We start from the raw sequence: 12812 nt of genomic DNA, 5'->3' as shown, positions 1-12812 counted from the left end.
AACCATTTTTGTCTTGAAAAAGAAACAAGGCGGAACAAGCCGACTATTTCTAATCGGCATCCCCGCCCTATTCTCCCATCGGAAATTATTTTCTGAGTCCAAGATCAGCAATAAGCTTACGATACTTCTCAAGATCCTTCTTCTTAAGGTATGCAAGAAGAGCACGTCTTCTACCTACCATCTTAAGAAGACCTCTTCTTGAGTGGTGATCCTTCGGATGTGTGTTAAGGTGCTCGTTGAGCTCCTTGATTCTGGTTGTAAGAATAGCAACCTGAACCTCCGGTGAACCTGTGTCGCCAGCTGTTCTAGCGTACTGATTGATAACCTCTGTCTTCTTTTCCTTTGTAATCATGTTTCATTCTCCTTTAATTACAATGTGCCGAATACACAGAAGCGGCTGGAGTATCCTACCTCCGAGTATCGGTAATAACGTTACTGTTCCTCATGCGAGAAACCAATTGATTTTAACACAGTGAGCAATAAATGTAAAGTGAAGGCCATCGTCATTCATAATCGAAGAAATTTCTTCCAGCGTCAAGGTCAAGCCGAAGCTGCCCCTTTAAAGCCTCAACACCTGAAAATTTCTGTTCTTTTCTATGGAAAGTCAAAAGAGCAATCTCTAAATATTTTCCATAGATATCTTCATCGAAATCATAAATGTAAGTCTCAACACTCACCTGACCGCTGTCTGAAACCGTCGGCCTAAGTCCGATGTTAGTCATGCCGTGATATTTTCTGCCATCGATTCTGACTTCCGAAAAATATACCCCAAAAGGTGGCAGGCACTTTTCAGAAGGCGGCAGCAGATTTACCGTAGGAAAGCCAATTGTTCTGCCAAGCTTTTTGCCATGTTCGACAAGGCCTCCCACATAGTAGTATTCTCCCAGAAGCTCAGATGCGCGCTCCATCTCAGCATGAAGTATTTCCTCTTTTATAAAGCTTGAGCTAACATTCCTTCCGAACATCTGAAGTTTTTTTATGGCGTGAGTTCTGTAGCCGAGTTCAGGTGCAAGCTTATTTAAAAGCGCAAAATCGCCTCTTCCCTTATATCCGTAGGATAAGTCATCCCCTGCTGCAAGATAGGCTGCATTCATCTGCTCATGAAGGATTTTTCTGACAAAATCCTCCGGCGCCGTCCGTGCTGTCTCCGCATTCATCGGAAATTCCACAAGAATATCTACGCCAAGCTCCTCGAATTTACGTCTCTTTTCATCCTTAGTGAGAAGCTGAGATAAAATGATATCCTTTTTTTCATTCTCGCTTTTTGCCATAAGCTGTGAGAAAAATACAGCCGGCGGCGGATCAAAGGTAAAGATTGTCGCCTTCATACCCTGATCTTTCTTATCAAGGATATGTTTAAGGAGCTTCTGATGCCCCATGTGGACTCCGTCAAATTTACCGATGGCTACTGCGGTTTTATCCTCTATATTAAATTGTGTGGTTCCGGATATTATCCGCATTTTTACCTCTCCGTATAGAAAAACTTCTCCACCTTGAACTGGCCGGTTCTGCCGTCGCATTTGTAAATGCCAAAGAATGTGCCGTCCTCAGCGTATACCCTCACTCTGGTGCCGTCAGCATAGAGCTTTTCGGGTTCTACAAAATCCTGCTCATCCTCGGGAGCTTCACTTACAAGGTTCTCCACCTTGAAGCTGTTGCCGTTTTCAAGCATACGCCTGAAGCTATCCTTAACAATACAATAGTCAAGGTCTCTGAAAAGGCTCTCAGTGGAGGCAACTATCGTATCCACTTTTCCCTCATCGCGAAGCTGCTCGATCTGATCAAGGGTGTGCGCAGTCTCGAGATGAAAGCTTCCTACAGCTGTTCTTGTGAGATGTTCCATGGCTGCGCCGCAGCCCAAAGCCTCGCCTATATCATTGCAAAGGGTTCTGATATAGGTGCCCTTTGAACACTTAACCTCCATTGTGAAAACGTGCTCATCCTGAAGATGAGATTCATCGAGAATTGTTATAGCCTCGATTTTGATTCTTCTTGGCTTTCTCTCGACTTCCTTGCCCTGTCTTGCTAGCTCATAGAGTTTCTTGCCATTTATCTTAATCGCGGAATACATGGGCGGAATCTGGTCATACTCACCCACAAAGCGTTTAACCGCTTCGTGCAGCTGCTCACTTGTGACATTGACCTCATTCTCGGAAAGCACTCTTCCAGACATGTCCTGAGTGTCTGTCGTCACTCCAAGTCTGCAGACGGCGATATATTCCTTGTCGTGATCCGTGAGCATGTCACAGAGCTTCGTCCCGTTTCCCAGACAAATAACAAGGACTCCGACCGCATCCGGATCCAGAGTCCCTGTATGTCCGATCTTTTTCATCTTTAAAATGCCACGGAGGCGTGCCACCACATCACTAGATGTATAGCCAGCCTCCTTGTATACGTTAATTAGTCCGTTGTACATATGACCCTCATATATTTATTTTGCAGCGAGAACGCCCTTCAAATCTCTCTCAATATACTCTGAAAGTGAGTTTATTATATCATGCTGGGTTCCGTTCATGGTACAGCCCGCAGCTCTTGAATGTCCGCCACCGCCGAAAAGCTCTGCGATCTTTGCAACATTCACTTTTCCCTTGGAGCGAAGGCTGACTTTGTACTCAAGGCTTCCGATCTCATACATGAAAATTGCACACTCCGTACCTGTTGTCAGAAGGAGCTGGCTGACTATTCCGTCGAGATCACTGGATTCAGCGTGATAAAAGTCCATCGTTTGTCTGGATACCACACTCACGATGCAGTCTCCGTGCATGAAAAGCATGCTCTCAAGAAGTGCTCGTCCCATTATCTGGTTCTGAACATAGGTCTTCTCATAGAATACAGAATCTATAAGGCTTCCAAAATCAAAACCATAGCCTATGAGATCCGAAGCTACCTGCATGGTAGCGGGTGATGTGTTTGAATACTTGAATACCCCGGTATCTGTAATTATTCCCATGTAGATAGCCTTGGCTATCTCAGCGTCAAGCTTGTCCTTATCAATGCAATCATAAACAAGCTCACATGCTGAACTGGCTGTGGGAACAATATAATTCTCATCACCTGTACCTTCATTGCTGACATGATGGTCTATATTAACTGTCTTTTTTGCGGCATCAAAGAATTTCTCAGCATCTCCGAGTCTTTCTTTTCCACAGTCGAGGGCAAAGAAAATATCATAGCTGTCGACGTTAGTCTTAAAGTCCGATTTAACCTCAGCAGTAGCTTCGATTATCTTATAGCTCTCGGGAATCTTTTCAAGAAAAACGTCCACCTTGAGATCCGGATAATTCTTTTTTAAATAGAGATATAATGCCATTGTAGAGCCAACACAATCTCCGTCGGGGCGAATATGCCCACCGATTCCAATGGTTTTGGCGTCCTTTACGAGTTCGTCTATTCTCATCTATTATTCTTCCTCTGTGGGTTCTTCGTCCACTTCTCCCCTTGCTGCCTTTGCAGCTGCGTCCTTTGCTGCAACTTCGTCGATTTTCTTCGACATGTTGATGGCATACTCAATTGAATCATCCATGATGAATCTGAGCTCGGGGGTGTAACGCATATTGAGTTCCTTGGCTACTGTACTTCTGATGTAGCCAGCAGCGGATTTGAGGCCTTCCTCAGTGCGGAGTCTGTCCTCATCGTTGCCCATTACGGAAACCCATACTTTACAGGTCTTAAGGTCAGGTGCAACCTCGACATCCATAACGGATGTCATGGGGCTGATCCTGGGGTCCTTGCTGTATCTGATTGCCTCAGATATGACCTTTTGTACTTCACCGTTTATACGGATATTTTTTATACTGTTTTTTCTCATATTTTTACTCCATGCCCCTCATCCGGCACTTCGTGCCACCTTGTCTACGCTCCGCTTCGGTCCGCGCTGGACCGACGGTCTACGTTCCACTCCGGTCGTTGCTAAGCACTCGTCCCCCGGACGAGTAGCAACCCCGGACGTCGAGCGCCCCCAAGGGGAAGGCTTTTATTTTTTGCGCCCCCAAGGGGAAGGCTGTTATTTCTTGTCTAACTTCTCACGAGGAATCTCGACCATGATGTATGCTTCTACGATATCGCCTACATTGATCTGGTCAAAGCCGTCAAATACCATACCACACTCGTATCCGTCCTTAACTTCCTTGACATCATCCTTAAATCTCTTAAGAGTTGCAAGATCACCTTCGAAGATCTGCTCGCCATCTCTGGAGATGCGAACCTTGCAATCCTTCTGGACCATACCGTCAGTAACGATAGCACCGGCGATATTACCAACCTTGGAAGCCTTGAAGAGCTGACGGATCTCAGCGTGTCCGATAACCTTCTCCTCATATACGGGAGCAAGCATACCCTTCATAGCGTATTCAACATCCTCGATAGCCTGGTAGATAACCTTGTAAAGCTTGATCTCTACGCCTTCGTGCTCAGCTGTGCTCTTTGCAACCGCATCGGGACGAACGTCAAATCCGATGATGATCGCATTGGATGCAGCGGCAAGTGATACATCAGACTCAGTGATGGCACCAACACCGCCGTGGATAACCTTAACAACAACCTCGTCATTTGAAAGCTTAAGAAGACTTGCCTTAAGAGCTTCCACACTACCCTGAACGTCAGCCTTGATAATGATATCAAGCTCTTTTAACTTACCTTCCTCAATCTTGGAGTACAGATCATCGAGTGACATCTTAGCCTTAGTCTCCTCGATAAGATCCTTCTTCTGCTGCTGAAGATATGTATTAGCGTACTGTTTAGCTTCCTTGTCGCTCTGGTGTCCAAGGAATACCTCTCCTGCTCCCGGAACATCTGAAAGGCCGAGAATCTCAACGGGCTGTGAAGGCTTAGCCTCTTTAAGTCTCTTACCCTTGTCATCTATCATCGCACGAACCTTACCGGAGCATGCACCTGCAGAAATGAAGTCTCCCACATGGAGTGTACCCTTCTGTACAAGTACGTTGGCAACGGGGCCGCGACCCTTATCAAGCTTAGCCTCGAGGACAAGACCTCTTGCCTCACGGTTTGCATTAGCCTTAAGCTCAAGGATGTCAGCAGTGATAAGGATTGTGTCAAGAAGCACATCCATACCCTCGCCGGTCTTAGCGGAAACGGGAACAAACTCTGTTGATCCGCCCCAATCTGTAGCAATAAGGCCGTACTCTGTCATCTCCTGCTTAACTCTGTCAACGTTAGCGCTGGGCTTATCAATCTTGTTGACAGCAACAATTATCTCAACGCCTGCAGCCTTAGCATGGTTGATAGCCTCGATTGTCTGAGGCATAACACCGTCATCCGCTGCAACTACGAGAACTGCAATATCTGTAGAATTTGCACCACGCATACGCATAGCTGTGAAAGCTTCGTGTCCGGGTGTATCAAGGAATGTGATCTTTCTATCCTGAACCTTGATCTGATAAGCACCGATACGCTGTGTGATACCACCGGCCTCTTTATCAGTAACGCTTGTGTCACGGATAGCATCAAGAAGTGATGTCTTACCATGATCGACGTGACCCATTACGCAGACAACCGGAGGTCTGGATGTAAGAAGGCTCTCGTCCTCCTCTTCCTCCTTAAGAAGTTCCTCGATAACGTCTACCTGAACTTCCTTCTCGCAGATGATATCATAATCGATCGCGATATTCTCAGCATCTTCGTATGAAAGCTCTGAGTTAACGGTAACGATCTGACCTGCCATGAAAAGCTTCTTGATAATAGCTGAAGGCTGAAGCTTCATCTTATCGGCGAGTTCCTTGATCGTAAGCTTCTCAGGAATTGTGATAACCTTGATCTGCTCCTCTGGCTCCTCTACCTTTTTAACTTCAGGCTTAATGAAGCGACCAACCCTCTTACTTCTGGGCATCATCTCTTCATTCTCTTCATAAATATGATCTTTCTTAGATCTCTTATCCTTATCCTGGCCGGAGCGTCTCTTTCCTTCGCCCTTACCGCCTTCGTTCATGGGAGCTGCGTCAAATCCGCCTCTGCCCTGTCCTTTTGCAAAATCTTTTCCTTTGCCCTGCTGACGGTCGCCGGGTCTTCCCTGTGCGCCCTGTCCGGGTCTTGCTCCGCCCATATTCTGACGAGGAGCACCCTGAGCTGCACCTCTTCTGTCGTTCTGAGAGCCTCTGCGCTGCTGGCCGCCCTGATCTCTTCCTTCTCCTCTTCTGAGTTCTCCGCCTCTGTTCTCACGGTTCTCACGGTTATCGCGATTCTCACGGTTTACACGGTTCTCACGATTCTCAGTCTGAGGCTTCTGCTGTACCTCTGCTGCCACAGGCTTTGCAGGTGTCTCTGCTGCCTGTACGGGCTTCTTAGCAGGTTCTGTTTTAGGTGTCTCTGCCTTAGCAGGCTTTGCTGCAGTCTCCTGATATTTAGGTATATCTGTGTTATAAGACTCAAGCTGTGACGGTGCTGTCAAAGGCTTAATCGGATGATATACATTCTGTGAACGGGCAAATGTACCCTGCTTCTGACCACCTCTGTTATTATCACGGTTCTGGTTTTTATTCTGGGTACCGCGATTCTGATTATTCTGGTTACCCTGGAAATTGCCGCTCTTTGAGTTATTGGGGTTGGTTACAAAAATGATATTTTTCTTCTTTTTAACCGCACCTTCACCTTCGGGCTTTTTCTTAAGGGGCTTCTGAGCCTTTTTATCATCGGACGAAGATGTAGCTTTTGACGCATCCTCTTTAGCAGGAGCCTGCTCTTTTACTTCCTTTGCAGGAGCCTCAGCCTTCTCCTTTTTAGCATCTGCCTTTCCGCTTCCGAAGTGTTTCCTTACCTTCTCCGCATCATCGTCTTCGACTGAACTTGTTGATCTCTTTGCAGCCTCAACACCCTGCTCCTGCAGGTATGCCACAAGCTCCTTACTTTCAACACCAAGTTCCGAAGCGAGTTCGGATATTTTAATTTTCGACATTCGCATTTCCTCCGTACAATTCATCTACGCGTAAGTTCTTCTGAAAGCTTTTTGCAAATCCCATGTCCGTGATCGCAATACTCGTTCGAACTTCTTTGCCGATCGCATGTCCTAACTTCTCTTTGTCCCCAAACATGAAAAACGGCACATCATAATAATCACATTTATCCCGGAATTTCTTGCCCGTATTATTTGAAGCATCGCTGCTCACAATGACCATACAGGCTTTCCCGCTCTTTATGGCATTCTCAACCGCAAACTCACCGCTTACAAGTTTTCCTGCCTTTTGACATAATCCGAGCAGAGAGTAAATTTTATTTTCATCCATTTACCTCAAGCTCCTTCTTTAACTGTTCCAGAGTTTCCTCCGGAATGCTGACCTTAAGTGATCTCTCAAGACCTTTTCTCTTGATGGCCTTCTCAAGACACCCGGCATCCCTGCATACATAAGCGCCTCTTCCGTTCGCACGTCCGGTCGGATCCAAATGAATCTCTCCGTTCGTATCCCGGATAACGCGGATCAACATCGCTTTTTCCTTGCTTTCTCCGCAACCGACGCATTTTCGCATAGGTTTCTTTTTTTCCATAATTATCCTTTATATATAGTAACGAAGCGTTCTGTAATTACTCTTCCTCGGAAGTCTCTTCTTCAGCATCAGCTGCAGCCTCTTCCTCGTACTCAGCCTCTTCATACTCTCCATCCTCGGCATACTCACCCTCTTCGGTGTACTCGCCTTCCTCGTACTCATCGTACTCTTCCTCATCATCCATGTAATCCTCGATGCGGAATCCGGGAGCATCCTTAGCCTGAGTCTCACTCTTGATATCAATCTTATAACCTGTAAGACGTGCAGCAAGTCTTGCGTTCTGACCTTCCTTACCGATTGCAAGTGAGAGCTGGTAATCAGGAACAACTACCTTTGCGCTCTTCTCATCGGGATCAGCAAAAACTGCAACAATCTTTGCAGGTGAAAGTGCATTCTGAATAAGGTTTCCGGGGTTCTCATCCCAGTTAACGATATCGATCTTCTCACCGTTGAGCTCATCAACAATAAGGTTAACTCTGCTTCCGTTCACACCAACGCAGGCACCAACCGCATCAACGTTGGGGTTATTGGAATAAACAGCAATCTTTGTACGATTGCCGGCTTCTCTGGCAATACTCTTAATCTCAACTGTCCCATCCTGAATCTCAGCAACTTCCTGCTCGAAGAGTCTCTTAACGAGATCGGGATGTGTACGGGATACAAGAATTCTGGGACCCTTGTTTCCGTTTCTAACTTCAAGAATGTAAACCTTGATACGCTCTGTGGGACGATAGTGCTCAGTCTTAACCTGCTCGTTCTCATTGAGCATAGCGTCAGCCTTACCAAGGTTGATGCTGATATTTTTACCGATGAATCTCTGAACTACACCTGTAACGATGTCATGCTCATGCTCATAATACTCGCTGTAGATTGCGTCCTTCTCCTCCTCGCGGATTTTCTGAAGGATTACGTTCTTCGCATTCTGTGTTGCGATACGTCCGAATTCCTTGGAATTAAGTGAAACCGCAACAATATCGCCGATCTGCGCCTTAGGATCGATCTTATGTGCATCATCAAGACAGATCTCAAGAAGGGGATCCATTACGTCGTCCTCGAGCTCAACAACTTCCTTGTCAGCGAAGCATCTGAAATCGCAGGTATCGCGATCAACTTCAACACGGATGTTCTCAGCTCTGCCAAAGTTATTCTTGCAGGCAGTGATGAGTGAGTTCTCGATAGCATCAAACAGAGAATCTCTGCTTATGTTCTTCTCCTTCTCAAGCAAATCGAGTGCGTCCATCAATTCTTTACTCATAGTTTTTTTCTCCTTGATCTATGAAAGTTTGTGAATATACATATTTAATGTTAAAAGTCCAGCGTAAGCTTAACGCTTGAAACTTCTTTTCTAATGAATGTTTTGTCTCCGGTGGGAGTTTCGATTGTGATTGTATCTGAATCGTAGCTCTTTAAATTTCCGGCGAATTCCTTGGTGCCGTCCTGAGCCTTGTAAAGCTTGACGTCAACCTCCTGGCCTAAGCTGTTCTCAAAATGTCTGTCCTTTTTAAGTGCTCTGCCAAGTCCCGGGCTGCTGACTTCAAGGATGTACTCTTCGTCGATGAAGTCGTGTTCATCAAGAGCATCGGAGAGCTCGTGGCTGACATCCACGCATTTGTTAATATCAACTCCGCCATCTCTGTCAATGTAAGCTCGCAGGTACCACTGTCCCGCTTCCTTAACAAATTCGACGTCGTAGATTCGAACTTCGTTCTTCTCAGCTATCGGCTTAAGAAGAGCTTCTGTCTTGTTCTCTATTTCTTCTCTTCTGGACATAGGATATTCCTCTTACGCAAGCGTGCATAAATTTCTTTACAAATGCACTTGCATAGAAAAAGTGGACTCTTGCAAGTCCACTTCTAGTCTGAATTATTATTAAGTTACAAGTGTAATGTAGCACCGCTACTGCTTTTTGTCAAGTAAAGATTGTGTAAAGCCCATATCCATCAAAGTCCCTGCATCATAGGCTTGATTGTTCTCTCTATAGCCTTGAGCATTGCATAAGTGATAAAAGTGTCAATAGGGAGCATTATTGCATTGGATAATACTCTTCCCGGAAGCATCGCAATTATCGCCTGATCGTAGAGCATCTTGAGCCAGAGTGAATTGAGTCCGATATTTACGAAGACTTTGACAATAAGCTGAGCCACAAAGATTCTCGGAAGAGTTATGTTCTTTTTATAAAATGCGAAGCCATAGATAATTCCGCCAAGGGCCGCACTGATTGTAAAGCCCGGGAAGAAATCACCTGAGGGCTGTAAAAACCACTTGATGATATCAAGCGCCGCTCCGAAGATAGCACCTACCGCAGGTCCGAAGAGATAGTCTACAACCTGATTCGGGAGTCCCGAGAAACCGATTCTGATAAACTGACCGATTCTGATGGTGGCTACATAGCCGAGGATAATCGCTACAGCAGCCATCATTCCACAAAACACTACGTTTCGTAGGCTCTTGAACTCATTCAGGGATCTGAGCCATCTGTTTACACTGATCTCATTTGCTTCATTAACTGTTACATTTTTCTGCATAAAAACACCTCCTAATGCATTCCACAGTATGCACAAGGAGGTGTCTGAAATTACAACACATTCGATATGCTACAGTGGGAACCGAATCCGACACCGCGGTTGCCCTTCGTCCTTCTGGCAGTCCCTGTCCAGATGGCACTTAACGCACCGGATTCTACTCTGCTTGTTTTTGTTTACGAGACTAATTATACCAATAAACCTCGTCCCGTCAATACGTTCAGATAATCTTATCAAAAGTGTCAGCGAGTGCAGGATAAATGTTCTTGAACTGCTGATATCTTGCCTCATACTTCTCAACAAGAGCGGGATCGGGCTTCTCGGTCTTATCAACCTTAACGATAGCAGCCGCAGCATCCTCAACACTTGCGTAAGCACCGCATGCAACCATGGCAAGCATAGCGCCGCCCATGCCGGGTCCCTCTTCGCAAACAGGAACATCTACTTCTATATTAAGAATGTTCGCAATCATTTTTCTCCAGAGAGGGCTCTTAGCACCACCACCGCAGATCATAGTTCTCTCGGGCTTAACGCCGATGCTCTTGGCAACTTCGTACATATCTCTTGTAGCGAAAGCAACGCCCTCGAGCACTGCCTGAGTCATATCCTCTCTTGTGGTATCCATTGTAATGCCTGTAAAGGTAGCGCGGGCATTCGGATTATTCCAGGGAGATCTCTCACCCATAAGGTAAGGAAGGAAGAATACGTGGTTCTCGCCAAGCTTCTCAATACCCTTCTGCTCTGCTGCATAATCCTTGGTCTTAAGAATCTCATCATTCCACCACTTGTTGCAGCTTGCTGCGCTGAGCATGCAGCCCATGAGATGGAAGTGTCCGTCCGCATGGTCGAAGGAATGAAGCGCATTATTGCTGTCCACTGCGAAGTTATTGGAGGACATGAAAATTGTTCCGCTGGTTCCAAGTGAAATGTTGCACTTGTTGTTACCTACTGTACCTGTTCCAACAGCAGCTGCTGCGTTGTCGCCTGCGCCTGCTGCCACAACTACACCGCTCTTAAGTCCAAGCTCGGAAGAAAGCTCTGCTGTGAGCTCGCCAACCTTCTCATAACTCTCATAGAGCCCCGGAAGCATATCTGTAGTGATGTCGCAAAGCTTGCACATCTCTTCAGACCACTTGCGGTTCTTAACGTCAAGAAGGAGCATTCCTGATGCATCAGAGTAATCCGTGCAGAAAGTTCCTGTGAATTTATATGCAAGATAATCCTTGGGAAGCATTATCTTCTTAATCTTCTTGAAGTTCTCAGGCTCGTTCTCCTTGATCCAGAGAATCTTTGGAGCAGTGAATCCAGCGAAAGCAATATTTGCTGTGTACTCGGAAAGCTTATCCTTACCGATCTCGTTATTAAGGTAATCTACCTGTTTCTGAGTTCTGCCGTCATTCCAAAGGATTGCGGGACGGATAACATTATCATTCTCATCAAGAATAACAAGTCCGTGCATCTGTCCGCCAAAGCTGATGCCGGCAACCTGTGACTTATCAACATCCTTAAGAAGTTCCTTAAGTCCCTCTACAGCCTGTGTGTACCAGTCCTCAGGCTTCTGCTCTGACCAACCGGGCTGCGGGAAATATAAAGGATACTCCCTTGTGGCTGTGCCGTGAATCTTACCTGTCTCATCCATGAGTACAAGCTTAACCGATGATGTTCCAAGATCTACACCTATGTAAAGCATATGTAACCTCCCAATTTCTTTTGTGTCTTTTTTTACTTTTTTCATGCCATATGTCCCAGTGAAAAGTCATCCCCAACGACACTATCGCACAATGATAATTATAATGTTTTTTGTCTATCTTGGCATTACACTTTTTGCTTTTTAATTCCTAATTGTTGCAATAACATTTTTTGCCTTTTGAAATTTTTTTAATTTTTTTCAAAAAAGTACTTGCATTATTTTGGAAGTTGTAATAATATAATCAAGTCGCCAAACGAAAGGCGACAACAAAAAACAATATGGCTCGTTGGTCAAGCGGCTAAGACGCTGCCCTCTCACGGCAGAATCAGCGGTTCGATTCCGCTACGAGCTACTGACTGTGTAAACAGCCCAACCCTATCGTCCAAACTACCAAGTAGTTTGGATTTTTTATTGTCTATTTTAATATTTTCCGTATACTGGCTTCATCTGCCTCTGGGAGGATTTTTGAAAACTGCCCGAGAATCTTTTCGTAGGATTCCTCGGGTGTTCTTTTGTAGACTTTGTCTCTGAACTTTTTGCCGAAAAATTTCTCGGGAGTTGAATACTCTGCTATTCCCCAGCCGTACTGATTGCCAAACTTGTCTGTCGCGTACTTGAAGTCACTGGTGATTATATAGCACTGCTTCTGAAGTCTTGTGATCATGGTATCATAGCCCTTCTTGCCACCCTTACCGTAATCGCCGAGCTTCTTCAGCGGTTTTGAGAGAATCGGTGCATTGGCATCTATCAGCTCGAACAGTTCCTTGTCGTGGTAGGATGCAAGTCCGTCATCATATCTGGCATCGAAATCATAGCCGTCTCTGCGAAAATTAGCAAAATCCGGAAACCACTTGGAGCTGATATACATAGCCTTGCCTTTAAGGAATTTCCCGTAGGCGCATTTCATCTTATTGATGACGGGACCCTTCCACTCCCAGGCATCCCAGAAGCTGTCACTTCCGCCGTACCAACATTTCGGATCAATGTGCTCCTCAATTGAAAAGCCCTCTATCTCATTTTCGAAAAACGGAACAAAACCCATTTCATCGATGATAGCCATGAGATCATCCATTGAGCTTATTACGAAGTCATCTGAAAATGTCATA

Annotated in this window: 13 protein-coding genes, 1 tRNA gene and 1 riboswitch; of the genes, 1 reads left to right on the top strand and 13 read right to left on the bottom strand. The window is 45.6% G+C overall.

Annotated elements, in window-relative coordinates; translation table 11 throughout:
* Positions 1 to 85: 85 nt before the first annotated feature.
* From rpsO to xylB, 12 genes are all read right to left on the bottom strand, one after another.
* Positions 86 to 352, bottom strand: coding sequence for a 30S ribosomal protein S15 (gene rpsO / locus G630_RS0106355; protein WP_022761949.1), 267 nt, complete (start codon positions 350 to 352; stop codon positions 86 to 88).
* Between the two features lie 151 nt (positions 353 to 503).
* Positions 504 to 1460, bottom strand: coding sequence for a riboflavin biosynthesis protein RibF (ribF, locus tag G630_RS0106350; RefSeq protein ID WP_026498094.1), 957 nt, complete (start codon positions 1458 to 1460; stop codon positions 504 to 506).
* Positions 1461 to 1462: 2 nt separating this feature from the next.
* The gene (truB, locus tag G630_RS0106345; RefSeq protein ID WP_022761951.1) at positions 1463 to 2416 is read right to left on the bottom strand and encodes a tRNA pseudouridine(55) synthase TruB; all 954 of its coding nucleotides are present in this window, start codon (positions 2414 to 2416) and stop codon (positions 1463 to 1465) included.
* Positions 2417 to 2431: 15 nt separating this feature from the next.
* Positions 2432 to 3397, bottom strand: a complete 966-nt coding sequence (locus tag G630_RS0106340) for a DHH family phosphoesterase (RefSeq protein ID WP_026498093.1) — start codon at positions 3395 to 3397, stop codon at positions 2432 to 2434.
* A 3-nt stretch (positions 3398 to 3400) separates the two neighbouring features.
* Positions 3401 to 3808 carry a 30S ribosome-binding factor RbfA gene (gene rbfA / locus G630_RS0106335; protein ID WP_022761953.1) on the bottom strand — a complete coding sequence of 136 codons (408 nt, stop codon included), beginning with the start codon at positions 3806 to 3808 and terminating at the stop codon, positions 3401 to 3403.
* Positions 3809 to 4003: 195 nt separating this feature from the next.
* Positions 4004 to 6907 carry a translation initiation factor IF-2 gene (infB, locus tag G630_RS0106330; protein ID WP_081667818.1) on the bottom strand — a complete coding sequence of 968 codons (2904 nt, stop codon included), beginning with the start codon at positions 6905 to 6907 and terminating at the stop codon, positions 4004 to 4006.
* Positions 6894 to 7235, bottom strand: a complete 342-nt coding sequence (locus G630_RS0106325; protein WP_022763102.1) for a L7Ae/L30e/S12e/Gadd45 family ribosomal protein — start codon at positions 7233 to 7235, stop codon at positions 6894 to 6896. The genes infB and G630_RS0106325 overlap by 14 nt, the downstream gene beginning before the upstream one ends.
* Positions 7228 to 7494, bottom strand: coding sequence for an RNase P modulator RnpM (gene rnpM, locus G630_RS0106320; RefSeq protein ID WP_022763101.1), 267 nt, complete (start codon positions 7492 to 7494; stop codon positions 7228 to 7230). The genes G630_RS0106325 and rnpM overlap by 8 nt, the downstream gene beginning before the upstream one ends.
* Before the next feature lie 37 nt (positions 7495 to 7531).
* A complete protein-coding gene (gene nusA, locus G630_RS0106315; protein ID WP_022763100.1) occupies positions 7532 to 8749 on the bottom strand; it encodes a transcription termination factor NusA in 1218 nt (405 codons plus the stop codon).
* Between the two features lie 50 nt (positions 8750 to 8799).
* The gene (gene rimP / locus G630_RS0106310) at positions 8800 to 9264 is read right to left on the bottom strand and encodes a ribosome maturation factor RimP (protein ID WP_026498091.1); all 465 of its coding nucleotides are present in this window, start codon (positions 9262 to 9264) and stop codon (positions 8800 to 8802) included.
* Positions 9265 to 9434: 170 nt separating this feature from the next.
* Positions 9435 to 10019: a folate family ECF transporter S component gene (locus G630_RS0106305; RefSeq protein WP_026498090.1), complete on the bottom strand. Its 585-nt coding sequence runs from the start codon at positions 10017 to 10019 to the stop codon at positions 9435 to 9437.
* Positions 10020 to 10089: 70 nt separating this feature from the next.
* Positions 10090 to 10183: riboswitch (THF riboswitch) on the bottom strand.
* Between the two features lie 53 nt (positions 10184 to 10236).
* The gene (gene xylB / locus G630_RS0106295; RefSeq protein WP_026498089.1) at positions 10237 to 11706 is read right to left on the bottom strand and encodes a xylulokinase; all 1470 of its coding nucleotides are present in this window, start codon (positions 11704 to 11706) and stop codon (positions 10237 to 10239) included.
* Between the two features lie 280 nt (positions 11707 to 11986).
* On the opposite strand from xylB, the gene G630_RS0106290 reads away from it, so the two are divergent.
* Positions 11987 to 12058, top strand: a tRNA-Glu gene (locus tag G630_RS0106290).
* 63 nt (positions 12059 to 12121) lie between these two features.
* Here G630_RS0106290 and G630_RS0106285 read toward each other — a convergent pair.
* Positions 12122 to 12811: an AlkZ-related protein gene (locus G630_RS0106285; protein WP_026498088.1), complete on the bottom strand. Its 690-nt coding sequence runs from the start codon at positions 12809 to 12811 to the stop codon at positions 12122 to 12124.
* Position 12812 lies beyond the last annotated feature (1 nt).

Origin of the sequence: Butyrivibrio sp. WCD2001 (assembly GCF_000424485.1) — a bacterium.
GTDB lineage: Bacteria > Bacillota > Clostridia > Lachnospirales > Lachnospiraceae > Butyrivibrio.
The sequence above is the reverse complement of the archived record's forward strand: the minus strand, read 5'-3'. Positions and strand labels throughout refer to the sequence as shown.